This window comes from Pseudomonas sp. ES1, assembly GCF_050586605.1.
GTDB lineage: Bacteria > Pseudomonadota > Gammaproteobacteria > Pseudomonadales > Pseudomonadaceae > Aquipseudomonas > Aquipseudomonas sichuanensis.
On record NZ_JBOBDM010000005.1, the window covers coordinates 119,030 to 143,796 of the forward strand.

Sequence of the window (24,767 nt, forward strand, 5' to 3'; positions counted from 1 at the left end):
TCGAACCGCCGCGAATGCTTTGGTTGATTCACCATCGCATTCGCGGGTGAACCCGCTCCCACAGGCCGTTTTATGACCTGATCAAGGCGCGAACGGCAGTTCGCGCTTGTGCTGGGTCTTGCGGTAGGTGCCGACGATGATGTCGAACGCCGCCTGATCGACCGGCTGGCCATGCAGGAAGGCATCGATCTGCTGGTAGGTGACGCCGTGGGACGCCTCGTCCGGCTTGCCCGGCTCCAGGTCTTCCAGGTCGGCGGTCGGCACCTTCTCCACCAGCGATTCCGGCGCGCCAAAGCTACGCGCAATCGCCCGTACCTGGTTCTTCACCAGCCCGCTCAGCGGCGCCAGGTCGCAGGCACCATCACCAAACTTGGTAAAGAAGCCCATCACCGCCTCGGCGGCGTGGTCGGTGCCGATCACCAGGCCTGCGCGGGCGCCGGCGATGGTGTATTGCGCCACCATGCGCATGCGCGCCTTGGTATTGCCAACAACGAAGTCCACCAGGCTCGGCGAGCCACCTTCCAGTGCCTTCACTTCAGTGGCCAGGGCGCGTACCGCCGGGGCGATGTCGACGGTGTGCACTTCGTCGGCCTTGATCACGTCCAGGCAGGCCTGGGCGTCGTGCTCGTCGTGCTGCACCTGGTACGGCAGGCGCACGGCGATGAAGGTGTAGGCCTTGTCGCCGGTCTCGGCGCGCAACTCGTTGACGGCGCGCTGGGCGAGCAGGGCGGCGGTCAGCGAATCGACGCCGCCGCTGATGCCCAGCACCAGGGTCTTGAGCCGGGCGTTGGCCAGGCAATCCTTGATGAACGCCACGCGCCGGGCCACTTCTTGCTCAAGTGCGGCGGTATCGGCGAAGGGGGGCTGCACCTTGAGCGCCTGGGCAATCTCCTGCTGAACGGCTTGCATGGGTTACTCCTTGCTGGGGATTTTGAATACGTGACGCAGGTAGGCGACGAAGTTCTGGTCGCGGCACTGGGTCTTGGCGGCTTCGTCGGAGATCTTCGCCACTGGCGAGCCGTTGCAGTCGGTCATTTTAAGCACGATGTTCATGGGCGCCACACCGGGGATATCGCACGTCAGGTTGGTGCCGATGCCAAAGCTGACGTTGATCCGACCGCGCAGGGCACGGAAGATTTCCAGTGAACGGGTCAGGTTCAGGCCATCGGAGAACACCAGGGTCTTGGTCATCGGGTCGATGCCCAGCTTCTGGTAATGGGCGATGGCTTTCTCGGCCCAGGCCACCGGCTCGCCCGAGTCGTGGCGCAGGCCGTCGAAGAGCTTGGCGAAGTACAGGTCGAAATCCTTGAGGAAGGCATCCATGGTGATGCAGTCGGTCAGGGCGATGCCCAGCAGCCCGCGGTATTCACGTACCCAACAGTCCAGCGCGGCGCTCTGGCTGTCGATCAGCCGTGGGCCGAGTTGCTGGTGGGCCATGAACCACTCGTGGGCCATGGTGCCCAGCGGCTTGATATCCAGTTTCCATGCCAGGTCGACGTTGCTGGTGCCGACGAAACGCGCCGGGAAGTCATCGCGCAGCACCCGCACCACTTCCGCCTGCACCCGGCTGGAAAAGCGCCGGCGGGTGCCGAAGTCGGCCACCTGCAGTTCGGCCAGTTCATCATCGCTGGCATGGGCGCGCAGCCAGTCGAACTTGCGGTGTAGCTGGTCACGCGCCTCGGCCAGGCGCATGTGCGGGTGCAGGTGGCGGTTGCGCACTTCACTGATGATCGCCAGCAGGGGTATTTCGAAGAGGATCACGTGCAGCCACGGGCCACGCAGGCGCAGGCTCAGCTGGTCATTTTCGATCCCTAAGCGCACGTAGCGCAGGTTGAAGCGGAACAGCCGCAGAAAACGCAGGAAGTCGGGCTTGAGGAAGCTGATGCGCTCGAGGAAGGCCAACTGGCCATCATCCAGGGTGAGCTCGCTGAGCAGTTCCAGCTGGTGGCGGATTTCGCCCAGGTAGGGGCGCAGGTCTTCGCCATTGCGGCAGCGAAACTCCCACTCGACGTCGGCGTCCGGGTAGTTGTGCAGCACGCCCTGCATCATCGTCAGTTTGTAGAAATCTGTGTCGAGCAGGTTGTGCACGATGCGCTCGGCGAATGCGCTCTCGCTCATCAGGGGGAAGCTCCAAAGCGGGCAATGGCGGCTATTGTGCCAGCCTTTGAGGTGTTGTTGCGCCTATGCCGGCCCCTTCGCGGGTAAACCCGCTCCCACAGGTCAGGTGCCATCCTGTGGGAGCGGGTTTACCCGCGAAAGGGCCTGCATAGGCAAAACAGGTGTTTTTCCGTGCACCGGCTAGCCTTCAAACGGTGCTGCTTGTAGCAGTCACGCACCAGCGGTGTGCAGTTCGGTGACGTCGGCTGTTACAGGGCGGTTGCACGTTAACACTTGCAAGGGTTGCAATGATGGCACTCGATGGTTGCTCCTTGTCTAGGCGTTTGGGTGGCGCTCACCCTGCGGCAGACGGTTGCACGCTCAATAAAGAAAAGGCCGTCGGTCGCCTCGTATCCCCCTGCACAGTGAGTTTTCCCGGAATGCAAAACCAATGGCACGGCCCTTGCTCGGAGCACAGGGTTGATGAAGTTGTAGTGCCAACCAAAAAAAACTCTAGGAGCACCACCTCATGTCGCAGACGTTTTACAAGAAAGGTTTCCTGGCACTGGCGGTAGCCACAGCACTGGGTGTTTCTTCGTATGTTCAGGCCGACGTCAAGATCGGTGTAGCGGGCCCCATGACCGGTGCCAACGCAGCGTTTGGCGAGCAGTACATGAAAGGTGCCCAGGCGGCAGCCGACAAGATCAACGCCGCCGGCGGGGTGAACGGCGAAAAGATCGTCCTGGTCAAAGGTGACGACGCTTGTGAACCCAAGCAGGCCGTGGCTGTAGCCAACCGCCTGGTGGACCAGGACAAGGTGATCGGCGTGGTCGGCCACTTCTGCTCCTCCAACACCATCCCCGCCTCCGAGGTGTATGACGAGGCCGGCGTGATCGCCATCACCCCGGGCTCCACCAACCCGCAGGTCACCGAGCGTGGCCTGTCTGCGATGTTCCGCATGTGTGGCCGTGACGACCAGCAGGGCATCGTCGCCGGCGACTACATCGTCGACGTGCTCAAGGGCAAGAAAGTGGTCGTGCTGCACGACAAGGACACCTACGGCCAGGGCCTGGCCGACGCGACCAAGGCACAGCTGATCAAGCGCGGCGTCACGCCGGTACTGTACGAAGGCCTGACCCGCGGCGAGAAGGACTTCAGCGCCGTGGTCACCAAGATCCGCGCCGCCGGTGCCGACGTCGTCTACTTCGGTGGCCTGCACCCAGAGGCCGGCCCGCTGGTACGCCAGCTGCGCGAGCAGGGCCTGAAGGACGTCAAGTTCATGTCCGACGACGGCATCGTCACCGACGAACTGGTCACCACCGCTGGCGGTGCCCAATACGTCGATGGTGTGTACATGACCTTCGGCGCCGACCCACGTCTGCTGCCCGACAGCAAGGCGGTGGTCGAGGAGTTCCGCAAGAACGGCACCGAGCCGGAAGGCTACACCCTGTACGCCTACGCCTCGCTGCAGGCCCTGGCCGCCGGTTTCAACGGCGCCAAGTCGAACAAGGGCGAGGACGCCGCCAAGTGGCTCAAGGCCAACCCGGTCAAGACCGTCATGGGCGAGAAGAAGTGGGACAGCAAGGGCGACCTGACCGTGTCCGACTACGTGGTCTACCAATGGGATAAAGACGGCAAGTACCACCAGCTCGAAAAACAAAAATAACCAGGGTGGGGCCCGGGCCTGCAAGCCCGGGCCAACGCCCCCGCAGCAGCTGTCTTTATTCGTAGATCTGCACGGTTCTGCGCCGCAACGGCCACTTCATCCGTGGCCCGCCGTGGTCGGCGCTCGTGCAATCTCAATCAGGTGAGATTGCGTTATGGATGGTATTTTCCTGCAGCAACTGGTCAACGGCCTGACCCTCGGGTCGGTCTATGGCCTGATCGCCATCGGCTACACAATGGTCTATGGCATTATCGGCATGATCAACTTCGCGCACGGCGAGGTGTACATGATTTCCGCGTACCTCGCGGCAATCAGCCTGGCATTGCTGGCCTACTTCGGCATCGAGTCGTTCCCCTTGCTGATGCTCGGCACGCTGTTGTTCACCGTCGTCGTCACCGGCGTCTACGGCTTCACCATCGAGCGCATCGCCTACAAACCCCTGCGCAACTCCACCCGCCTGGCACCGCTGATCAGCGCCATCGGCATCTCGCTGATCCTGCAGAACTACGCACAGATCAGCCAGGGCGCCCGCCAGCAGGGCGTACCCACGCTGCTCGAAGGCGCCATGCGCATCGACGTCGGCAGTGGTTTCGTACAGCTGACCTACACCAAGATCTTCATCCTGGTCGCCGCATTCGTCGGCATGGGCCTGCTCACCTACGTGATCAAGTACACCAAGCTCGGCCGCATGTGCCGGGCCACGCAACAAGACCGCAAGATGGCCTCCATCCTGGGTATCAACACCGACCGGGTGATCTCCTACGTGTTCGTCATCGGCGCGGTGATGGCCGCACTGGCGGGCGTGTTGATCACCATGAACTACGGCACCTTCGACTTCTATGCCGGCTTCATCATCGGCATCAAGGCATTCACCGCCGCCGTACTTGGCGGTATCGGCTCGCTCCCGGGCGCCATGCTTGGCGGGATCATCCTGGGGATTTCCGAGTCGCTGTTCTCCGGCCTGATCAACTCCGACTACAAGGACGTATTCAGCTTCTCGCTGCTGGTGATGATCCTCATCTTCCGTCCCCAAGGCCTGCTGGGTCGCCCGCTCGTGGCTAAGGTGTGAACATGTCCGCTGCCAATACTGCCCCTGCTGTTGCAAATAAAGGTTTCGATCTCAAACGCAGCCTGCTGGAGACCATCGTCGCCGGCCTGCTGGCCCTCATCGTGTTTGGCCCCGTCGTCGGCGTGGTGCTCGACGGCTACACCTTCAACGCCCAGCCGACCCGCGTGGCCTGGCTGGTCGGCGGGGTGATGGTCGGGCGCTTCGTGCTCAGCCTGTTCCTGCAGACCGCTACCGGCCTGCGCATGCTCCAGGGCTTCGACAGTGGTGGTTCGGGTGTGCACGTGCTGGCGCCGGACTACAAGTCGCGCCTGCGCTACATCATTCCGGCGCTGATCGTGATCGCCATCGTGTTCCCCATTTTCGCCAACAAGTACCTGCTGACCGTGGTCATCCTCGGCCTGATCTACGTGCTGCTTGGCCTGGGCCTGAACATCGTGGTTGGCCTGGCCGGCCTGCTCGACCTGGGTTACGTGGCGTTCTACGCCATTGGTGCCTACGGCCTGGCGCTGGGCTACCAGTACCTGGGCCTGGGCTTCTGGAGCGTGCTGCCGCTGGCGGCCATCGCTGCCGCGCTGGCGGGATGCATCCTCGGCTTCCCGGTGTTGCGGATGCACGGCGACTACCTGGCGATCGTGACCCTGGGCTTTGGTGAAATCATCCGCCTGGTGCTGAACAACTGGCTGTCGTTCACCGGTGGCCCCAACGGCATGCCGGCGCCATCGCCGACCATCTTCGGCCTGGAGTTCGGTCGCCGGGCCAAGGACGGCGGGGTGCCGATCCATGAGTTCTTCGGCTTCGAATACAACGCCAACCTCAAGTTCGTGTTCATCTACGCGGTGTTGTTCCTGGTGGTGCTGGCCGTGCTGTACATCAAGCACCGCTTGACCCGCATGCCGGTCGGCCGTGCCTGGGAGGCACTGCGCGAAGACGAGATCGCCTGCCGCTCGATGGGCCTGAACCACGTGCTGGTCAAGCTCTCCGCCTTCACCCTCGGTGCCTCTACCGCAGGCCTTGCCGGCGTGTTCTTCGCCACCTACCAGGGCTTCGTCAACCCGTCGTCGTTCACCTTCTTCGAGTCGGCGCTGATCCTCGCCATCGTCGTGCTCGGCGGCATGGGCTCGACCGTGGGCGTGGTGATCGCTGCATTCGTGCTGACCGTGGCCCCCGAGTTGCTGCGCAGCTTCTCCGAGTACCGCGTGCTGCTGTTCGGCGTATTGATGGTGCTGATGATGATCTGGCGACCACGGGGGCTGATCCGCATCAGCCGTACCGGTGTGGTCCCGCGTAAAGGAGTGGCGCCATGAGCGACGAAATCATTCTGTCGGTCGATAACCTGATGATGCAGTTCGGCGGGATCAAGGCGCTCAGCGATGTCAGCCTGAAAGTGAAGCGCAACCAGATCTTCGCCCTGATCGGCCCCAACGGCGCCGGCAAGACCACCGTGTTCAACTGCCTGACCGGCTTCTACAAGGCCAGCGGCGGGCGCATCGAACTGAACGTGCGCGGCAGCAGCACCAACGTCATCCAGCTGCTGGGCGAGCGTTTCCGGCCCACCGACTTCGTGTCCCCTGCGCGTTTCGCCAACCGCATGTACTACAAGATGTTCGGCGGTACCCACCTGGTCAACCGGGCAGGGCTGGCGCGTACGTTCCAGAACATCCGCCTGTTCAAGGAAATGTCGGTGGTGGAGAACCTGCTGGTGGCCCAGCACATGTGGGTCAACCGCAACCTGCTGGCCGGGGTGCTCAACACCAAGGGCTACCGCCAGGCCGAGAGCGAGGCGCTGGACCATGCCTTCTACTGGCTGGAGGTGGTCGACCTGGTCGACTGCGCCAACCGCCTGGCCGGTGAACTTTCCTATGGCCAGCAACGCCGTCTGGAGATCGCCCGGGCCATGTGCACGCGGCCCAAGATCATCTGCCTGGACGAACCGGCCGCCGGCCTCAACCCGCAGGAAACCGAGGCGCTCAGCCGCATGATCCGCGTGCTGCGCGACGAGCATGACATCACCGTGGTGCTGATCGAGCACGACATGGGCATGGTCATGAGCATTTCCGACCACATCGTCGTGCTCGACCACGGCAACGTGATCGCCGAAGGCGCGCCGCAGGATATCCGCCACAACCCGACGGTGATCGCCGCCTACCTGGGTGCTGATGAAGAGGAACTGGTATGACCGCACCCATTCTCGAACTGAAGGATCTCGAGGTGTTCTACGGGCCGATCCAGGCCCTGAAGAAAGTCTCGATGCACATCAACGAAGGCGAGACGGTAAGCCTCATCGGCGCCAACGGCGCGGGCAAGTCGACCTTGTTGATGTCGATCTTCGGCCAGCCCCGGGCGGCTTCCGGGCAGATCATCTACCGTGGCACCGATATCACTCGCAAGTCATCGCACTACATCGCCTCCAACGGCATCGCCCAGTCCCCCGAAGGGCGCCGGGTATTCCCCGACATGACCGTCGAGGAGAACCTGATGATGGGCACCATCCCCATCGGCGACAAACATGCCGACGAGGACATGCAGCGCATGTTTACGCTGTTCCCCAGGCTCAAGGAGCGGCGTAACCAGCGGGCGATGACCATGTCCGGTGGCGAGCAGCAGATGCTCGCCATCGCCCGGGCGCTGATGAGCCGGCCCAAGCTGTTGCTACTCGACGAACCGTCGCTGGGGTTGGCGCCGATCGTGGTCAAGCAGATCTTCGCCACTCTGCGCGAGCTGGCGCAGAGCGGCATGACCATCTTCCTCGTCGAGCAGAACGCCAACCACGCGCTGAAGCTGTCGGACCGGGCCTATGTGATGGTCAACGGGCAGATCCGCATGACCGGGACCGGGCAGGAACTGTTGGTCAACGAGGAGGTGCGTAACGCCTATCTGGGCGGGCACTGATTGTTTCCGGGGCCGCTGCGCGGCCCCTTCGCCGGCAAGCCGGCTCCCACCCTGACCGCATGAACCTGCTTCTGTGGGAGCTGGCTTGCCAGCGATGCGGCTTCCCAGCAGCATGTGGACAACTTGTCGCATATCTTTCTCGAAGCACTCCACAACCCCTTCGCAAGCCCTTGTTTCCACAGGTACAAAACTTTCCACGGATTATGTGGAGCCGCCTGTGGAAAACATGGTGGCACCTCGCTGCGCGCCTTTGTTTTCAAGCCCTTCAAGGGTTTGTACGTTTTTTGATCATGTACGCTTTGTGGTTGATTCAACGAGTGTTTTTGCCTGCGGGACGACCTTTCCACAAGGGCCGGATATCTGTGGGTAACTCTGTGCAAAAACCTTGGACAGACTGCCGCAGGCGGCATGGTTGAAAGCGTTGCGCCATCACTGAGAGATTTCCACAGCACCTCGGCCGAACAAAAGGTTCCGCACAACCGACGAGTTGCCCCCAATCCGTGGGGAAAGGCTTGTGGATAAGGTGCGCATAGCTCTCTCAGGGCCATCTAGCACGGGGCCTTCAAGGCTGTGGTCGTTTTTTGATCAGGCATCGAAACGGTTGTCGCCAGAGCGTGCGCCGGGCATGCTGCGAGGCCTGCAGCACCTAATCCACAGCCAAGGAGAAGAGCATGACATCCACCGTATTCATTACTGGCGCGACTTCCGGTTTTGGTGAGGCCACCGCCCGCCGTTTCGCCGAGGCCGGCTGGAAGCTGGTCCTCACCGGCCGTCGCCAGGAGCGCCTGGATGCCCTGCGCGCCGAGCTGTCGGCCAAGACCGAAGTGCACACCCTGGTGGTCGATGTGCGTGACCGCAAAGCCATGGAGGCGGCCATCGCCAGCCTGCCGCCGGCCTTCGACAAACTGCAGGGCCTGGTCAACAACGCCGGCCTGGCGCTGGGTGTCGATGCCGCGCAGAACTGCAGCCTGGACGACTGGGAAACCATGGTCGACACCAACATCAAGGGCCTGATGTACACCACCCGCCTGCTGCTGCCACGCCTGATCGCCCACGGCCGCGGTGCGTCGATCCTCAACGTCGGCTCGGTGGCGGGCAACTACCCGTACCCAGGCGCCAACGTGTACGGCGGCACCAAGGCGTTCGTCGGCCAGTTCTCGCTGAGCCTGCGTTGCGACCTGCGCGGTACCGGGGTGCGGGTGAGCAACATCGAGCCAGGCCTGTGCGAGAGCGAGTTCTCGCTGGTGCGCTTCGGCGGCGACCAGGCCAAGTACGACGCCACCTATGCGGGCGCCGAGCCGATCCAGCCGCAGGACATTGCCGAGACCATCTTCTGGATCCTCAACCAACCGGCGCACATCAACATCAACAGCCTCGAGCTGATGCCGGTAAGCCAGGATTGGGCAGGTTTCTCGATCGATCGCTCGGCCAAGGGCTGAGTCGATTGACAGGGGTAAGTCGGCTGTCGCGCAGTACATGTGGGAGCGGGTTTACCCGCGAATCAGGCACTGCGGTATATGGCACCGGCTTCGCCGGTGTTCGCGGGTAAATCGCAGCGGCGAACCGCCGCTCCCACAGGTGACGTCGATTTGCTGTGGGAGCGGCGGTGCGCCGCTGCGACTTGCCCCGCGATTGCGTCAGCCCAGGCGCTGCAAACCTTCCAGGCAGGTCGCAAGGTGGTACGGCGTGGTCGAAGGCATGTCATGCCGGCTGACCGCGCCATTGCCATCCCGGCACTCATGCCAGCCGCCGTCATGCAGGAACTGCCCCTGAAGGGCCTGCAGCTGCCCAAGCAATTTTTCATCGCTGGCCGAGCGCTGTGCCAGCGCCCGCAGGTACTCCGCCTGGGCCCAGATCCGCTGGGTGGCGTCGAGCACCTTGCCGTCCACATCCAGCATCGCCAGCACCGCCGAATCCTTCACCCCGTACTGTTCGGCGTAGCCGAACGCACGGCTGATGGAGGCATGCAGCGGCGTGCCGCGCAGCAGCGGCGAGCTGTCGAGCAGGTAGAACCATTCGAACTGATGGCCAGGCTCGAACCAGTTATCCACAGCCCCGCGCGGTTTCTCCAGCATCAGGCCGTGTTGCGGCTCGACGAATTGCGCCTGCAGCGCTTCGCACAGCTGCAGCAGCGATTGGCGTACGTCGTCGTCCTCGCGCACGGTCAGCACCTGCAGGAAAGCTTCGGCCAGGTGCATCTGTGGGTTCTGCAAGGGGCCGCTGCCCAGGTCAGACCAGTCTTCACCCAGGCTGGCCTCGTACAGGCCATCGTCACGGGCGAACTGCTCGGCAACCACTTCCAGGGCGCCATTGAGCGTGGCTTCCACCAGGCCTTCACCGACCTTGCCCCAGTAGTGGGCACAGGCGAAGACGATGAAGGCGTGGGTATAGAGATCCTTGCGCCGGTCCAGCGGCCTGCCTTGGGCGTCGATGCTGTAGAACCAGCCGCCGTGCTCGGCGTCATGGAAGTGCTTTTGCAGCGAGCGGAACAGCGCCGCCGCGCGTTCGGCCGCGCCCGGTTGTTCGATGCGGCTGCTGAACAGGTACAGCTGGCGCGCGCAGGCCATGGCGCGGTAGCGCTGTACCGGCAGCGGGCGGTGTTGGGCGTCCAGGGCTTCGTAGGGGAGCGCTAGCTCGGCGTTCCAGCCCGGGCCTTGCCACAGCGGCACGATGCGTTCGGCGAAGTGCTGTTGAAAACGGGTCAAAGCAAGGCGGGGGTCGGACATGCTGGCGCTCATGGACGGTCGGGCAGGGCGCCATGGTAGCAGAACTGGGGGTATGGGTTGCCTGTGCTGGCCCCATCGCTGGCAAGCCAGCTCCCACAAGTATCGAGGCTGACGCCTGCTCTGTGGGAGCAACTGTCTTTGTAGGAGTGATTCCCTGTGGGAGCCGGCTTGCCGGCGATGGGGCCGGTACAGGCAAGGGATCAGCCTGGGTTCCCCAACCCCTGCCAATGCCGCGCACCCACGAAGATGAAGCGCAGCTGCTGGGTGATCTTCTCTTGCGCCGTCATCGCCTGAGGGTTGCCCGGCTCCGGGCTGTCGATCAGCTCCGGCAGGGTGGCGAACACGGTCTTGACCACCAGGTCGGCCATCACCGCCAGGGCCGCGCCGTCCAGGTGCTGCCAGCGCGGCATGCGCGCAAGGTCGGTGGCCAGGTCGCTGCTGATGTCCTGGCGCAGGCGGGCGATGGCCTGGCGTACGGCTTGCGAACCGCCGTACTGTTCGCGGGCCAGGAACAGGAACTGAGCACGGTGGGCGTTGACCACATCGAGGAAGATGCGCACCGAGGCGTCGGTGATGCCACCCAGCTCGAATTCGTTGTGCCGCACCAGGCGGATGGTCTGGCGGAAGGTGGTGTCGATTTCGGCGACCAGGGCCAGGCCCAGGGTGTCCATGTCGGGGAAGTGGCGATAGAAGCCAGTGGGCACGATGCCGGCAGCCTTGGCCACTTCGCGCAGGCTGATGCTGCCAAAGCCACGGCCGCTCTCCATGAGCTGGCAGGCGGCGTCCAGCAGGGCCTGGCGGGTCTGTAGCTTCTGTTCGGCACGCGGCAGCATGGGGCGGGATTCTGTGGCTGTGAGGCCGGCCATTCTGGATAAAAAAACAAAGCCCGGTCAATGGACCGGGCTAGGTGGGGAGCATATACAGCGGGGCGGCTTGTTGTTTTCGGCCATGGCGATCAGCTCACACGGCTGAGTTCAACGAGGCGATCCGAGCCACCTTCGGCAACGCGGTTGTTACGTTCGATCAGGCGGTCCGAGCCACCTTCGGCGACGCGGTTGTTGCGTTCGATCAGGCGATCCGAGCCACCTTCGGCGACGCGGTTATTACGTTCGATCAGACGATCCGAGCCACCTTCGGCGACGCGGTTGTTACGTTCGATCAGGCGATCCGAGCCACCTTCGGCGACGCGGTTGTTGCGTTCGATCAGACGATCCGAGCCACCTTCGGCGACGCGGTTATTACGTTCGATCAGGCGATCCGAGCCACCTTCGGCGACGCGGTTATTACGTTCGATCAGACGGTCCGAACCACCTTCGGCAACGCGACCGGCACGTTCCTGCAGGCGTTCGGCGCCACCTTCAGCCAGGGTGTTCAGCGGCTGGGCAACAGTGGCTGCGCTGGAGCGCGATTCGGCGCTCAGGTGCTGGTCTTCAGCAGGCAGGGCGAAAGCGTTGGCGGCAAGTACGGACAGGGTCAGGCTCAGCAGCAGATGGCGTTTCATGATTCGGTGCTCCTCTCGGGGGCTGAAAAGTGGCTACGGAGGCAATGCTACGCCGCGTAACGCCAGAGAGAAGTTCATCAGGGTAATGGTAACAATCGACGCTATTGATACTCAGGCGCGACGGCTCTGGGTCAATGGTTTTGGCGATGATGGCGGCATTGTGCGCTGCCGATTTCGCAGTAACACCTAGGCCCGCGGCAGACCAATAGCACAGAAAAGTGCCAGGAAAACTTCGCTATCATGGCAACCCGGACTAAACCCTGCGGGTTTTCGTCAGTCCGACATTTTAAGTGCCATCGTTATGCCCGCCTCGTGCCCGGCAGTCAGGAGAACCCCGCAATGACGCGCCCCGCCAGAATCCTTGTCTGGACCTTCGCCACCCTGGCCACGCTGCTGGCGATCCTGGTGGTGGTGATCGCCACCTTCGACTGGAACCGCGTCAAGCCACTGCTCAACGAGAAAGTGTCCGAGGCGCTGCATCGGCCCTTCGCGATCAACGGTAACCTCGCCGTGCACTGGCGCACCGCACCGGAAGAAGGCGGCTGGCGTGCCTTCGTGCCCTGGCCGCATTTCACCGCCGAAGACCTCTCGCTGGGTAACCCGGACTGGCTCAAGGAGCCGCGCATGGTCGGCCTCGAGCGGGTCGAGTTCCGCCTGGCGCCGCTGCCGTTGATCGTCCAGCGCATCAGCATCCCGCGCATCGACCTGGTCAAGCCCAGCGCCAGCCTCACCCGGCTGGCCGACGGCCGCGCCAACTGGACCTTCGACTTCGGGCCCAAGGACGACAACGAACCACCGTCGAAATGGGTGTTGGACATCGGCGCCATCGGCTTCGACCAGGGCAACGTCAGCTTCGACGACCAGACCCTCAAGACCAGCCTGAAGGTGCAGATCGACCCGCTGGGCAAACCGATCCCGTTCAGCGACATCGTCGGCAAGGCCCGCGCCGAAAAAGCCGGCAACGCCCAGGCCTACGCCTTCGGCCTCAAGGCCCAGGGCCGCTACAAAGGCCAGGCAGTGACGGCCACCGGCAAGATCGGCGGCCTGCTGGCGCTGCAGGATGCCAGCCAGCCGTTCCCGCTGCAGGCCGACGCCCGCATCGGCGACACCCAGGTGGCGCTGGCCGGTACCCTGACCGACCCGCGCAACCTGGGCGCCCTCGACCTGCGCCTGAAGCTGTCCGGCAGCAGCCTGGGCAACCTCTACCCGCTCACCGGCGTGACCTTGCCGGACACCCCGGCTTATGAAACCGACGGCCACCTCAACGCCAATTTGCATGCAGCAGGCGGTGCGCAGTTCCGCTACGAGGGCTTCAACGGCAAGATCGGCGCCAGCGATATCCATGGCGACCTGGCGTTCGTCGCCAGCCAGCCGCGGCCGAAACTGTCCGGCAACCTGGTGTCGAACCAGTTGCTGTTCAAGGACCTTGCACCGCTGATCGGCGCCGACTCCAACAGCCAGCAGAAGGCCCGTGGCGGCGCCAGCAAGCAGCCGGCGGGCAAGGTGCTGCCGGTGGAAGAATTCCGCACCGAGCGCTGGCGGGCCATGGATGCCGACGTCTCGTTCGCCGGCAAGCGCATCGTCCACAGCGAGCAGCTGCCGTTCAACGACCTGGCCGCCCATGTGATCCTCGACGATGGCCTGTTGCGCCTGGAGCCGCTGCGCTTCGGCGTGGCCGGCGGCAACCTCGATTCCAACATCAGCCTGGACGGGCGCAGCACGCCGCTGCAAGGGCGTGCCAAGCTCACCGCCCGGGGCTTCAAGCTCAAGCAGCTGTTCCCCAGCTTCGCGCCGATGCAGACCAGCTTTGGTGAGCTCAATGGCGATGCCGACCTGCGCGGCCGCGGCAACTCGGTGGCGGCGTTGCTCGGCACCTCCAACGGTGACCTGCGCCTGCTGATCAACGATGGCGCGATCAGCCGCAGCCTGATGGAGATCGCCGGGCTCAATGTCGGCAACTATGTGATCGGCAAGCTGTTCGGCGACGAGGACGTGAAGATCAATTGCGCGGCGGCCGATGTGGGCATCAAGGATGGCCTGGCCACTACCCGCCTGTTCGTCTTCGATACCGAGAACGCGATCATCTACATCAACGGCACGGCCAACTTCGCCAGCGAGCAGCTGGACTTGAAGATCACCCCGGAATCCAAGGGCGTGCGGCTGTTCTCGCTGCGTTCGCCGTTGTACGTGCGTGGGCCGTTCGCCAAGCCCAATGCCGGCGTGCAGGCGGTGCCGCTGGCGCTGCGTGGCGCGGGGATGCTGGCATTGGGTGTGGTCGTGGGGCCGGCGGCGGGGCTATTGGCGCTGATCGCGCCGAGCAGTGGCGATGCGCCGAACCAATGCACGCCGCTGTTGCAGCAGATGAAAGCCGGCAAGGCGCCGGCTGCGGTGAACAAAGGTCGTTGAAGTGCGTGGGAGCAACTGTCTTATGTTGTCAGTGGTGGCCTCATCGCTGGCAAGCCAGCTCCCACAGGTACGATGCTTGCCTCGAGGTTAGCGCGGTCCATGTGCGGGCCGAGAACTCAAGACCTGCGCTCTACCTGTGGGAGCGGCGGTTCGCTGCTGCGATTTACCCGCGAAAGTGACACCTCGGTGCCTGGCACGGGCTATGCCCGTGTTCGCGGGTGAACCCGCTCCCACAGTCTGATGTTTACAGCCCCTGCAACAGATCCGCCATATCGTCCGCGTGCTCTTCTTCCTGGGCCAGGATGTCCTCGAAGATCCGCCGTGTAGTCGGGTCGCTATCGCCAATGAACTGGATGATCTCGCGGTAGCTGTCGATGGCGATGCGCTCGGCCACCAGGTCTTCCAGCACCATCTCCTTCAGGTTCTTGCCTTCCACGTACTGGGCATGTGAATGCTTGCTCAGGTTGTCCGGGTTGAAGTCCGGCTCGCCGCCCAGTTGCACGATGCGCTCGGCCAGCTTGTCGGCGTGCTCGGCTTCCTGGGTGGCATGCTCGAGGAATTCCGCTGCAGCGACACTGGCCTTGATGCCGCTGGCCATGAAGTAGTGGCGCTTGTAACGCAGCACGCACACCAGCTCCGTGGCCAGCGACTCGTTGAGCAGGCGCAGGATCTTCTCGCGGTCGGCCTGGTAACCCTCGGTCACCGCGCCGTTTTCAGCGTGCTTGCGCGCACGTTCGCGCAGGGTCTTCACATCGGTCAGTTCAACGCTCATGTTCATCTCCGAAAAAAATCAGGGTGGTCATGCGCCGTGGGCGGCGTCGCTGTCTTGCTGGCGTTGCTTGCACGTCTTGAAGCCCTTGGCGTCAACATGCCCGGTGGCGTCAAAGCGCACGTAGTAGGCCTGCTGGTGGCCGTCGCGGTTGAGGATGTAGTCGTTGCAGGTGCCGCCATGGGGCAGGTCGATGGCATTCGACGGGTTGCCGCCGATGGCGATGACCTTCTGCATGGTCATGCCGTTTTCCACCTGCTTGACCAGCGGCTGGTCGCGGTAGGTCACGTAGTCCACCGGGTTTTCCGGGCGGCTGCTGCAGGCGGCGAGGGTGGCGCTTGCCAGAAGAATGGCCAGGGTCTGCTTGTACATGGTCCCGCTCCTTGCTCGAGGGTCTGTTCTGCTTGGAACCGCGCGGCGCGCCAGGAGTTCGATTGCGCAGGGCTCAAACGGCGCTGTAGTGTGGGCCGGTCGTCCATGGAAAGGGGCTGGGGCAATGACGCAGGCGTTGGCTACACGCTATCCACTGGTGCTGGTGCCCGGCATGCTCGGGTTTGTGCGGTTGCTGCTCTATCCCTACTGGTTCGGCATCGTCCCGGCCCTGCGCCGGGGCGGCGCGCAGGTGTTCCCGGTGCAGGTCTCGCCCTTGCATGGCAGCGAGGTGCGCGGCGAACAGCTGCTGGCCATCATCGAAGACATCTGCCAGCGCACGGGGGCGGAAAAGGTCAACCTGATCGGCCATAGCCAGGGTGCGCTGAGTGCCCGCTATGCGGCGGCGAAACGCCCTGACCGGGTAGCCTCGGTGACCTCGGTGGCCGGGCCCAACCATGGCTCGGAGCTGGCCGACCACCTGGAACGCACGGCGCCGGGCGACTCAGCCCGGGGGCGTATCCTCAAGGCTGTGCTGCATGGCCTGGCGGTGTTGCTGGTGTGGCTGGAGACCGGCTGGCGCCGCGACCCGCTGCCGATCGACGTGCATGCCTCGCATCAGTCGTTGACCTGCGCCGGGGTGGCGCTGTTCAACCAGGCTTATCCACAGGGGCTGCCCGAGGTCTGGGGCGGGGAAGGGCCAGGGGAGGTGAACGGGGTGCGCTACTACTCCTGGTCCGGCACCCTGCAGCCCGGGCTCACCGACCAGGGCCGCAACCGCTTCGATGGCAGCAACCGCTTCTGCCGCCTGTTCGCCCGCAGCTTCGTCAGGGAGAAAGGCCAGTGCGATGGCATGGTCGGGCGCTTCAGTTCGCACCTAGGCCAGGTGATCGGTGACGACTATCCGCTCGACCACCTGGACATCGTCAACCAGTCGCTCGGCGCGGTGGGCAAGGGCGCCGAGCCGGTGCGGCTGTTTACCGAGCATGCCGCCCGGCTCAAGGCGGCGGGGTTGTGATCGAGCGGCCAGCACATACCCTGTGGGAGCGGCTTTAGCCGCCAAACAGACGACGCGGTGCATGGCACCGGCTGCGCCGGTGTTCGCGGGTAAACCCGCTCCCACAGGTCCTCACTCAATCATCAAGTTATGCGCAGTTCTATGAGGTCCGACGCACCGGCGTAGTCCAGCGCTCGGCCAGCAGCACCCCAACCAGGGTCAGCAACCCGCCAACCAGGTGATAACTGGCCAGCTGCTCATCCAGCACCACTGCGGCAATCACCGCCGTCACCACCGGCAACAAGTTGAAGAACAGCGTGGTCCGGCTCGGCCCCAGCCGGTGCACCGCCTGCATCCATACCCGTGGCGCGACCATCGAGGCCAGCACGCAGGCATACACCACCAGGCCAATGTTATGGCCGTTCAGCCCGGTCTTGGGCGACAGCAGGAACAGCGGCAGCAGCACCAGGATCGCCACCAGGATTTGCAGGTACAGCAGCTGCATCGGCGGCAGGCGCAGTTGCCATTTCTTCAGCAGGAAGCTGTACAGCGCATAGGCGAAGGTGGCCACCAGCATCATCAGGTCGCCGCTGTTCAGGCCCTGGTGCAGCAGCGCCGAAGGTTGGCCGGCCGAGACCACCTCGAGCACGCCGAAGAACGACACCAGCGCGCCGAGCAAGGCGCCGTAGCTCAGGCGCTGGCCCAGCCAGGCGATGGACAGGGCCAGCGACATCAGCGGCATCAGCGACAGGATGATGCCCATGTTGGTGGCGCTGGTGATGCCGGCGGCGAAGTAGGCCAGGCTCTGGTAGATGGCCATGCCCAGCACGCCCAGCACCAAGACCTTGCCCAGGTGCGGGCGAATTGCTGCGCGGTTGCGCCATACCTGGGGCAGCAGGAAGGGGGTGAACAGCAGGCCGGCCAGCAGCCAGCGGTAGAAGCCGATCTCGGCCGGGAAGATGGCCCCGGCGGACAGCTTGGTGACCACGGTGTTGCCGGCCCAGATGAGGATGGCGGTAAGGGGGAAGAGGTAATTCATGCAACGAGTACTCGCAGTTACAGACTGGGGCCGCTGTGCGGCCCTTCGCGGGTAAACCCGCTCCCACAGAAGTTTGCGCAGATCCTGTGGGAGCGGGTTTACCCGCGAAGGGCTGCGCAGCAGCCCCTGATGGCTCGGTATTATCCGCTGTCTGTCGCAAGGCCTATACTTCCATCCAGACAACCCGCCCCGCGAAGCAGCCAACATGCCCCGCCAGTACCTCGACATCCCGCAATTCGACCAGCTCCCCGCCCCGGTCTACTTCCGCTACGACGAATTCGGCGCCGGCAGCCAGAGCGCGCCCCATCGCCACCCTTGGGGCCAGCTCAACTACGCCTCCCACGGCGTCATGCACCTGGATGTCGAAGGCCAGCGCTTCATCTCGCCTCCCCACTACGCCGTGTGGGTGCCGCCGGGCACCGAGCACGGCTGCTACAACCCCCAGGCCATCGTCTACCGCTCGGTGTACCTGGACCGCAGCCTGTGCGCCGAGCTGCCAGCCCAGCCCTGCAGCCTGGTGGTCAGCGACATCCTCAAGGCGATCCTCGGCGACTTCGCCCGGCGCGACCTCAAGGTGGCCCAGAACGCCTGCGACCAACGCCTGGTCCAGGTGCTGCTCGACCAACTGCACCAGGCGCCGAGGCAAACCTGCTACCTGCCGTTCGCCCGCAGCGACAGCCTGGGCCAGGTGCTCGCCGGGCTGCAGGCCGAGCCCGGCGACAACCGCCCACTGGCCGACTGGGCCGCGCAGGTGCACGTCAGCGAGCGCACCCTGGCCCGGCACTTCCTGCGCGAGCTGGGCATGAGCTTTGGTGAGTGGCGCCTGCGCCTGCGCTTTCTGCGGGCCATCGAGGCGCTGGAAGCCGGCCTGCCGATCCAGGCCATCGCCTTCGACCTCGGCTACAGCAGCGGCTCGGCGTTCATCGCCATGTTCCAGCGCCAGGCCGGCTGCACGCCGGAGCAGTACCGGCGGCAGGCCCGGGCAGAGATGTAAGATTTCTTGTCTACACTCAGCTCGACAAGCGCGCATCGGGCGCGCCGACAAGGAGACCACTCCATGAAGCTGCTGCATGTGCCACTGCTGGTGCTGGGCATGTTGATCGCTGGGCAAGGATTCGCCGCCACCGCGCAACAGGAAAAGATGAAGACCTGCAACGCCGACGCCACCACCAAGGCGCTCAAGGGCGATGAGCGCAAGGCGTTCATGAGCACCTGCCTGAAGAAGGATGTGCCGCAGACCCAACAGGACAAGATGAAAACCTGCAACGCCGACGCCACCACCAAGGCGCTCAAGGGCGACGAGCGCAAGGCGTACATGAGCGACTGCCTGAAGAAGAAATGACCTGTGCCTATGCCTGTGCATTGAAGGCTGGCAGACTGCGGGACTTTCCGCTGTCTGCCGTCGAGGCTGTATGACCTTCACCCCCCGCCAGATCTCCCTTGCCAGCCTGGTCATCGTCATCGGCGGTCTGTTGCTGGCATTGCCCCTGAAGTTGCTCCCCAGCCTGCTGGCCGGGCTGTTGGTGTTCGAGCTGGTCAACATGCTCACCCCGCGCCTGCAGCCGCTGATCGCCGGGCAGCGCGCCCGCTGGCTGGCGGTCGCCCTGCTGGGCACGCTGGTGGTGAGCACCCTGACCCTGCTGTTCGCCGGCGCCTTCAGTTTTCTCCTGCACGAAGCCGAGAACCCCGGCGCCTCGCTGGACAAGTTCATGGCCCTGGTCGAACGCGCCCGTGGTCAGTTGCCGCCGTTCATCGAAGCCTACCTGCCGGCCAGCGCGGCTGAGTTCAAGGTGGCTATCGGCGACTGGATCAAGAGCCACCTGAGCGACCTGCAACTGGTGGGCAAGGGCATGGCGCACATGTTCGTGACGCTGTTGATCGGCATGATCCTCGGCGCCATCGTCGCCTTGCAGCGCATCCCCGACATTTCCCGGCGCAAGCCCCTGGCCGCGGCCTTGTTCGAGCGCCTGAGCCTGCTGGTGCAGGCGTTTCGCAACATCGTCTTCGCGCAGATCAAGATCTCGCTGCTCAACACCGCGTTCACCGGCATCTTCCTGGCCGTGGTGCTGCCGCTGTTCGGCGTGCACCTGCCGCTGACCAAGACGCTGATCGTGCTGACCTTCCTGCTCGGCCTGCTGCCGGTGATCGGCAACCTGATGTCCAACACCCTGATCACCATCGTCGGGATGTCGCTGTCGATCTGGGTGGCGGCGGCGGCGCTGGGCTACCTGATCGTGATCCACAAGGTCGAGTACTTCCTCAACGCGCGGATCGTCGGCGGGCAGATCAGTGCCAAGGCCTGGGAGCTGTTGCTGGCGATGCTGGTGTTCGAGGCCGCGTTCGGCCTGCCGGGGGTGGTGGCGGGGCCGATCTACTACGCGTACCTGAAGAGTGAGCTGAAGCGGATGGAGCTGGTCTGAGGGATTGCTTGAACCTGTACCGGCCTCTTCGCGGGTAAACCCGCTCCCACAGGTTCACCGCTGCCTTCAAGGCATAGATAATCCTGTGGGAGCGGGTTTACCCGCGAAGAGGCCTGTACAGGCGAAGGCAAAGGTTCAGATTGTCCCGTAGCGCTTGCGCGCCTCGATCGCCAGCCCGCTGCCGATGCTGCCGAAGATATTCCCTTCCACATGCCGCGCCTTGGGCAGCATCGCCGCCACGCTGTTGCGCAGTGCCGGGATGCCGCTGGAACCGCCGGTGAAGAACACCGTGTCCACCTGGCTTTCATTCACCCCGGCCCTGGCCAGCAGCTCTGTCACGCTGCCACGCACACGCTCCAGCAAGCCATCGATGGCATCCTCGAACAACGCGCGGGTCAGCTCGGCGCAGAGCCCCGGCTCGATGCGGCCAAAGTCCACGCTACGGCTGTCACGGTCGGTCAGCTCGATCTTGCTGGCCTCCACTTCCATCGCCAGCCAGTGCCCGGCGCGCTCTTCGATCAGCTTGAACAGGCGGTCGATGCCCAGGGTGTCCTCGATGTCGTAGCGCATGTTGCCCAGCGCCAGCTGCGACTTCTGCGAGTACAGGGCGTTGATGGTGTGCCAGGTGGCCAGGTTGAGGTGGTAGCTGGTGGGCATCAGTGCGCCGCTCTTCATCCGGCTGCCGTAACCGAACAGCGGCATCACGCCCTGCAGGCTCAACTGCTTGTCGAAGTCGGTACCGCCGATGTGCACGCCGCCGGTGGCGAGGATGTCGTCCTGGCGCTCGTCCACCAGGTGACGCTCGGGCGACAGGCGGATCAGGGTAAAGTCCGAAGTACCGCCGCCGATATCGACGATCAGCACCAGCTCTTCACGGCTGATGCCCGACTCGTAGTCGAACGCCGCGGCGATCGGCTCGTACTGGAACGACACGTCCTTGAAACCGATCTTGCGCGCCACCTCGGCCAGGGTGTCCTCGGCCTCCTGGTCGGCAGCGGGGTCTTCGTCGACGAAGAACACCGGGCGGCCCAGCACCACCTGGTCGAACTCGCGGCCGGCGGCGGCTTCGCCACGCTTTTTCAGCTCGCCGATGAACATGCCCAGCAGGTCCTTGAAAGGCAGGGCGCTGCCCAGCACGCTGGTGTCGTGCTTGATCAGCTTGGAACCCAGCAGGCTCTTGAGCGAGCGCATCAGGCGGCCTTCGTAGCCTTCCAGGTACTCGTGCAGGGCCAGGCGGCCGTACACCGGCCGACGTTCCTCGATGTTGAAGAAGACCACCGAAGGCAGGGTGATCTTGCCGTCTTCCAGGGCGATCAGCGACTCGACGCCCGGGCGGTGCCAGCCGACCGTGGAGTTGGAGGTACCAAAATCGATGCCAAGGGCGCGGGCCGGGGATACGTCAGACATGAGGGGAAAGCTTCCGGAGGCAAAACGGCCGCGCAGTGTATGCCAGTTGGCTACAGAATCAAGACCGGTCGTCTGCCGTGAGGCAAAGCCAAGCGCACCTTGAAAGGCTATGCTTGGCCCCTATCTTCAGTTGCAACCTGCACTTTCACATTGGTGATCCACAGATGGACTTCAAAGACTATTACAAGATACTCGGCGTTGAACCGAGCGCGGACGAGAAGGCGATCAAGGCCGCGTACCGCAAGCTCGCGCGCAAGTATCACCCCGACGTCAGCAAGGAGCGTGACGCCGAGGACAAATTCAAGGAGGCCAACGAGGCCTACGAAGTGCTTGGCGACAAGGACAAGCGCGCCGAGTTCGACGAAATCCGCAAGTATGGCGGCCAGCACGGCCGGCCGTTCCAGGCCCCGCCTGGCTGGCAGAGCCGCGGCGGCAACGGCGGCGGCGGTTTCGAGGGCGGCGACTTCTCCGACTTCTTCAGTTCGATCTTCGGCGCCCGGGGTGGCAACCCCTTCGGTGGTGGCGGCCGGCAACAGCGCAGTACCGGCAGACGAGGGCAGGACGTGGAACTGGAACTGGCGGTCTTCCTTGAAGAGACCCTGAACAACGAATCCAAGCAGATTAGCTTCCAGGTGCCGCAGACCAACGGCGCCGGGCAGCGCACCGGGTTCACCACCAAGACCCTGAACGTGAAGATCCCCGCCGGGGTGACCGACGGCGAGCGCATCCGCCTCAAGGGCCAGGGCGCGCCGGGTGTGGGCGGTGGCGCCAACGGCGACCTGTTCCTGACCCTGCGCATGGCCCCGCACCCGCTGTTCGATGTCGAAGGCCATGACCTGATCATCACCGTGCCGCTGGCCCCGTGGGAGGCCGCGCTGGGCGCCAAGGTGGCGGTGCCGACCCTGACCGGCAAGATCAACCTGACCATCCGCCCCGACAGCCAGAGCGGCCAGCGCCTGCGGGTCAAGGGCATGGGCCTGCTGAACAAACAGGGCGAGCGCGGCGACCTTTATGCGCAATTGAAAGTGGTAATGCCCGCCCAGTCCGACGCCGCCGCACGCGAGCTGTGGACCCAGCTCTCCGAGAAAGCCGCGTTCAATCCGAGGACTCAATGGAGTAAGTGACCATGAGCAGCACCCTGATCGTTCAACTGGACATGCGTACCCTGTGCCAGGAGGCCGATGTCACGGCCGACTGGGTGATCGAGATCGTCGAGCACGGCATTGTTGAACCGTCGGGGCGAACGCCCGACGAATGGCTGTTCGATGACCGCGCGCCGGTGACCTTGAAGCGCGCGGTGAAGCTGCATCAGGAGTTGGAGCTGGAGTGGGAAGGGGTGGCGCTGGCGCTGGAGTTGCTGGAGGAGGTGCAGCAGTTGCGCAGCGAGAACAGCATGCTGCGCCAGCGCTTGGGCAGGTTCACTCAGATGTGAACAGGTCGGGGCCGCGTTGCGGCCCTTTCGCCGGCAAGCCGGCTCCCACCTGTACAGCGCACGCCGTTCCCTGTGGGAGCCGGCTTGCCGGCGATTCTCAAGCAGCAGCCATGATCTTGAAATACAACGCCGTCGCCCGGTAAACCCCATCCGGCCCACAGGCATAATCCGGGATCTCCCCCGCCTTGCTATACCCCTGCGCCCGATAAAACGCCTCCGCGCCGGAGCCAGCCTCGGTATCCAAGTACAGCATCCCCCGCCTGACCCGCCGGGCATCGGCCTCCAGCGCATTCATCAGTTGCTGCCCCAACCCACGCCGCCGCGCATTGCTGTGCACCAGCAGCTTCTGCACCTCGGCCCGGTTCAGCCCGTTGGGCTTCAGGCACAGGCCCAGCTGCACGCTGGCCAGCACCTCATGGCCCTGGGCGATCACCCATAAAAGTTGCTCGCCACTGGCCAGGCGCGCCTTCACCTCATCGAAATAGGCATTGGCCTGCTGCTCGTCGATATCCGCCAGAAAGCCCACCGAAGCACCCTGTCGCACCGCATCCAGCAGCAGGGCCACCAGGCCCTCGCGGTAATAGGCCAGGCCTTCATGGGAGACGCGTTGCAGGTGGGCGGCGTTCATCGGGTTCAGCTCCTTGAGGGGGGGAGGGCGTTCTCGTCCAGATTCAGCTGCATGAAGGTCAGGTCCAGCCAACGGCCGAACTTCACGCCCACCTGGGCCATCTGCCCGGTGATGGCGAAGCCCAGGCGCTGGTGCAGGCGGATCGACGCGGCGTTGCCGCTCTCGATGGCGGCGACCATCACATGTTTGTCGCACGTGCGCGCACGTTCGATCAGCGCCGCCATCAGGATCGGCCCCAGGCCTTTGCCACGCTGATCGCCACGGATGTACACCGAGTGCTCGACGGTATGCCGGAAGCCTTCGAAGGGCCGCCAGTCGCCGAACGAGGCATAGCCCAGCACCCCGCTTTCATCCACCGCCACCAGGATCGGGTAGCCCTGCTGCGCGCGGGCCTCGAACCAGGCCCGGCGGTTGGCCAGGTCGACCGGGGTTTCGTTCCAGATCGCCGTGGTGTTGCGCACGGCGTCGTTGTAGATGTCGAGGATGCCTGGCAGGTCTTCGGCCAGGGCATCGCGCAGCGGGTAACTCATGACGGCATCTCGCAAGGGAAGTCAGTGCAGATTAAATGGTAACCAGGCCACGCACACCTTCGGCCTGCATGTTTTCGCCGCGCCCCTGCTGGACGATCTCGCCACGGGCCATCACCAGGTACTGGTCGGCCAGTTCCTCGGCGAAGTCATAGAACTGCTCTACCAGCAGGATGGCCATGTCGCCACGGTCGGCGAGTTTGCGGATCACCGCGCCGATTTCCTTGATCACCGAGGGCTGGATGCCTTCGGTCGGTTCGTCGAGGATCAGCAGGCGCGGGCGGCTGGCCAGCGCACGGCCGATGGCCAACTGTTGCTGCTGGCCGCCGGACAGGTCGCCGCCACGGCGCTGTTTCATCTGCGCAAGCACCGGGAACAGTTCGTAGATGAAGGGCGGTACTTGCCGTGCCTCGCGGGCGGGGAAGCGCGACAGGCCCATCAGCAGGTTTTCCTCCACCGTCAGGCGCGGGAAGATCTCGCGGCCCTGGGGCACGTAGGCGATGCCGGCCTGTACCCGTTGCTGCGGCTTGAGCGCGGTGATTGCTTTGCCTTCCCATTCCACGCGGCCCTCGCGGGCCGGCAGCAGGCCCATCAGGCAGCGCAGCAGGGTGGTCTTGCCCACGCCGTTGCGCCCGAGCAGGCAGGTCACTTCGCCGACCTTGGCCTCGAAGGACAGGCCGCGCAGGATGTGGCTGCCGCCGTAGTACTGGTGCAGGGTATCGATTTTGAGCATGTGTTGTTCCTGGAGTATTCGTATTGCCCATGCCGGCCCTTTCGCGGGTAAACCCGCTCCCACAAGGATCGCTCACAAAACCTTGGGGAGGG

At 64.2% G+C, this 24,767-nt stretch carries 25 protein-coding genes; 13 read left to right on the forward strand and 12 right to left on the reverse strand.

Going from position 1 to position 24,767, the window contains the following annotated elements; genetic code table 11:
- Positions 1–81: 81 nt before the first annotated feature.
- Together nadE and pncB are read right to left on the reverse strand one after the other, a co-directional pair.
- A complete protein-coding gene (gene nadE, locus ACQ4N9_RS03885) occupies positions 82–909 on the reverse strand; it encodes an ammonia-dependent NAD(+) synthetase (RefSeq protein ID WP_125465746.1) in 828 nt (275 codons plus the stop codon).
- A gap of 3 nt (positions 910–912) precedes the next feature.
- A complete protein-coding gene (gene pncB / locus ACQ4N9_RS03890) occupies positions 913–2,118 on the reverse strand; it encodes a nicotinate phosphoribosyltransferase (RefSeq protein WP_110992989.1) in 1,206 nt (401 codons plus the stop codon).
- Between the two features lie 508 nt (positions 2,119–2,626).
- Between pncB and ACQ4N9_RS03895 the strand changes: the two genes are divergently transcribed.
- From ACQ4N9_RS03895 to ACQ4N9_RS03920, 6 genes are all read left to right on the forward strand, one after another.
- A complete protein-coding gene (locus tag ACQ4N9_RS03895; protein ID WP_110992988.1) occupies positions 2,627–3,763 on the forward strand; it encodes a branched-chain amino acid ABC transporter substrate-binding protein in 1,137 nt (378 codons plus the stop codon).
- A gap of 154 nt (positions 3,764–3,917) precedes the next feature.
- Complete coding sequence (locus ACQ4N9_RS03900) at positions 3,918–4,832, forward strand: ABC transporter permease subunit (RefSeq protein ID WP_110992987.1); 915 nt, start codon at positions 3,918–3,920, stop codon at positions 4,830–4,832.
- A 2-nt stretch (positions 4,833–4,834) separates the two neighbouring features.
- Positions 4,835–6,136 (forward strand): high-affinity branched-chain amino acid ABC transporter permease LivM, encoded by a 1,302-nt coding sequence (livM, locus tag ACQ4N9_RS03905; protein WP_390965937.1) that lies wholly within the window; start codon positions 4,835–4,837, stop codon positions 6,134–6,136.
- Positions 6,133–7,008 carry an ABC transporter ATP-binding protein gene (locus tag ACQ4N9_RS03910; protein WP_232882500.1) on the forward strand — a complete coding sequence of 292 codons (876 nt, stop codon included), beginning with the start codon at positions 6,133–6,135 and terminating at the stop codon, positions 7,006–7,008. The genes livM and ACQ4N9_RS03910 overlap by 4 nt, the downstream gene beginning before the upstream one ends.
- Positions 7,005–7,721: an ABC transporter ATP-binding protein gene (locus ACQ4N9_RS03915; protein WP_125465742.1), complete on the forward strand. Its 717-nt coding sequence runs from the start codon at positions 7,005–7,007 to the stop codon at positions 7,719–7,721. The genes ACQ4N9_RS03910 and ACQ4N9_RS03915 overlap by 4 nt, the downstream gene beginning before the upstream one ends.
- A 671-nt stretch (positions 7,722–8,392) precedes the next feature.
- Positions 8,393–9,160, forward strand: coding sequence for an SDR family oxidoreductase (locus ACQ4N9_RS03920; RefSeq protein ID WP_110992983.1), 768 nt, complete (start codon positions 8,393–8,395; stop codon positions 9,158–9,160).
- Positions 9,161–9,358: 198 nt separating this feature from the next.
- On the opposite strand, the gene ACQ4N9_RS03925 is transcribed toward ACQ4N9_RS03920, so the two are convergent.
- From ACQ4N9_RS03925 to ACQ4N9_RS03935, 3 genes are all read right to left on the reverse strand, one after another.
- On the reverse strand, positions 9,359–10,447 hold the full coding sequence (locus tag ACQ4N9_RS03925; RefSeq protein WP_390965940.1) for an AGE family epimerase/isomerase: 1,089 nt from the start codon (positions 10,445–10,447) through the stop codon (positions 9,359–9,361).
- A gap of 200 nt (positions 10,448–10,647) precedes the next feature.
- Positions 10,648–11,280, reverse strand: coding sequence for a TetR family transcriptional regulator (locus tag ACQ4N9_RS03930; protein ID WP_110992981.1), 633 nt, complete (start codon positions 11,278–11,280; stop codon positions 10,648–10,650).
- A gap of 122 nt (positions 11,281–11,402) precedes the next feature.
- The gene (locus ACQ4N9_RS03935) at positions 11,403–11,948 is read right to left on the reverse strand and encodes a phage infection protein (protein ID WP_390965943.1); all 546 of its coding nucleotides are present in this window, start codon (positions 11,946–11,948) and stop codon (positions 11,403–11,405) included.
- 339 nt (positions 11,949–12,287) lie between these two features.
- On the opposite strand from ACQ4N9_RS03935, the gene ACQ4N9_RS03940 reads away from it, so the two are divergent.
- The gene (locus ACQ4N9_RS03940) at positions 12,288–14,354 is read left to right on the forward strand and encodes an AsmA family protein (RefSeq protein ID WP_390965945.1); all 2,067 of its coding nucleotides are present in this window, start codon (positions 12,288–12,290) and stop codon (positions 14,352–14,354) included.
- A gap of 244 nt (positions 14,355–14,598) precedes the next feature.
- On the opposite strand, the gene ACQ4N9_RS03945 is transcribed toward ACQ4N9_RS03940, so the two are convergent.
- The gene (locus ACQ4N9_RS03945; RefSeq protein ID WP_390965947.1) at positions 14,599–15,126 is read right to left on the reverse strand and encodes a ferritin-like domain-containing protein; all 528 of its coding nucleotides are present in this window, start codon (positions 15,124–15,126) and stop codon (positions 14,599–14,601) included.
- Positions 15,127–15,153: 27 nt separating this feature from the next.
- Positions 15,154–15,495, reverse strand: a complete 342-nt coding sequence (gene osmE, locus ACQ4N9_RS03950) for an osmotically-inducible lipoprotein OsmE (RefSeq protein ID WP_390965948.1) — start codon at positions 15,493–15,495, stop codon at positions 15,154–15,156.
- A gap of 124 nt (positions 15,496–15,619) precedes the next feature.
- Here osmE and ACQ4N9_RS03955 point away from each other — a divergent pair, with 124 nt between their 5' ends.
- Positions 15,620–16,510 (forward strand): alpha/beta fold hydrolase, encoded by an 891-nt coding sequence (locus tag ACQ4N9_RS03955; protein ID WP_390965949.1) that lies wholly within the window; start codon positions 15,620–15,622, stop codon positions 16,508–16,510.
- 139 nt (positions 16,511–16,649) lie between these two features.
- Here ACQ4N9_RS03955 and ACQ4N9_RS03960 read toward each other — a convergent pair whose 3' ends face one another.
- Positions 16,650–17,528, reverse strand: coding sequence for a DMT family transporter (locus ACQ4N9_RS03960; RefSeq protein WP_390965951.1), 879 nt, complete (start codon positions 17,526–17,528; stop codon positions 16,650–16,652).
- Between the two features lie 205 nt (positions 17,529–17,733).
- Between ACQ4N9_RS03960 and ACQ4N9_RS03965 the strand changes: the two genes are divergently transcribed.
- The 3 genes from ACQ4N9_RS03965 to ACQ4N9_RS03975 all read left to right on the forward strand — a co-directional run bounded on the left by ACQ4N9_RS03965 (position 17,734) and on the right by ACQ4N9_RS03975 (position 19,948).
- A complete protein-coding gene (locus tag ACQ4N9_RS03965; RefSeq protein WP_390965953.1) occupies positions 17,734–18,522 on the forward strand; it encodes an AraC family transcriptional regulator in 789 nt (262 codons plus the stop codon).
- Positions 18,523–18,585: 63 nt separating this feature from the next.
- Entirely contained in the window at positions 18,586–18,870 is a 285-nt protein-coding gene (locus ACQ4N9_RS03970) for a PsiF family protein (protein ID WP_110992973.1), read from the forward strand.
- A 70-nt stretch (positions 18,871–18,940) separates the two neighbouring features.
- Entirely contained in the window at positions 18,941–19,948 is a 1,008-nt protein-coding gene (locus ACQ4N9_RS03975) for an AI-2E family transporter (protein ID WP_110992972.1), read from the forward strand.
- Between the two features lie 135 nt (positions 19,949–20,083).
- On the opposite strand, the gene ACQ4N9_RS03980 is transcribed toward ACQ4N9_RS03975, so the two are convergent.
- On the reverse strand, positions 20,084–21,355 hold the full coding sequence (locus ACQ4N9_RS03980; RefSeq protein ID WP_390965956.1) for an Hsp70 family protein: 1,272 nt from the start codon (positions 21,353–21,355) through the stop codon (positions 20,084–20,086).
- A 164-nt stretch (positions 21,356–21,519) separates the two neighbouring features.
- On the opposite strand from ACQ4N9_RS03980, the gene cbpA reads away from it, so the two are divergent.
- Together cbpA and ACQ4N9_RS03990 are read left to right on the forward strand one after the other, a co-directional pair.
- On the forward strand, positions 21,520–22,479 hold the full coding sequence (gene cbpA / locus ACQ4N9_RS03985; protein ID WP_153785555.1) for a curved DNA-binding protein: 960 nt from the start codon (positions 21,520–21,522) through the stop codon (positions 22,477–22,479).
- A 2-nt stretch (positions 22,480–22,481) separates the two neighbouring features.
- Complete coding sequence (locus tag ACQ4N9_RS03990; RefSeq protein ID WP_110992969.1) at positions 22,482–22,787, forward strand: chaperone modulator CbpM; 306 nt, start codon at positions 22,482–22,484, stop codon at positions 22,785–22,787.
- 97 nt (positions 22,788–22,884) lie between these two features.
- On the opposite strand, the gene ACQ4N9_RS03995 is transcribed toward ACQ4N9_RS03990, so the two are convergent.
- Genes ACQ4N9_RS03995 through urtE form a run of 3 tightly spaced genes read right to left on the reverse strand, consistent with a single transcriptional unit; the run spans position 22,885 to position 24,675 of the window.
- Positions 22,885–23,415 carry a GNAT family N-acetyltransferase gene (locus tag ACQ4N9_RS03995; RefSeq protein WP_390965960.1) on the reverse strand — a complete coding sequence of 177 codons (531 nt, stop codon included), beginning with the start codon at positions 23,413–23,415 and terminating at the stop codon, positions 22,885–22,887.
- A 5-nt stretch (positions 23,416–23,420) separates the two neighbouring features.
- Positions 23,421–23,945, reverse strand: coding sequence for a GNAT family N-acetyltransferase (locus ACQ4N9_RS04000; protein WP_390965962.1), 525 nt, complete (start codon positions 23,943–23,945; stop codon positions 23,421–23,423).
- Positions 23,946–23,976: 31 nt separating this feature from the next.
- Entirely contained in the window at positions 23,977–24,675 is a 699-nt protein-coding gene (gene urtE, locus ACQ4N9_RS04005; RefSeq protein ID WP_390965964.1) for an urea ABC transporter ATP-binding subunit UrtE, read from the reverse strand.
- Positions 24,676–24,767 lie beyond the last annotated feature (92 nt).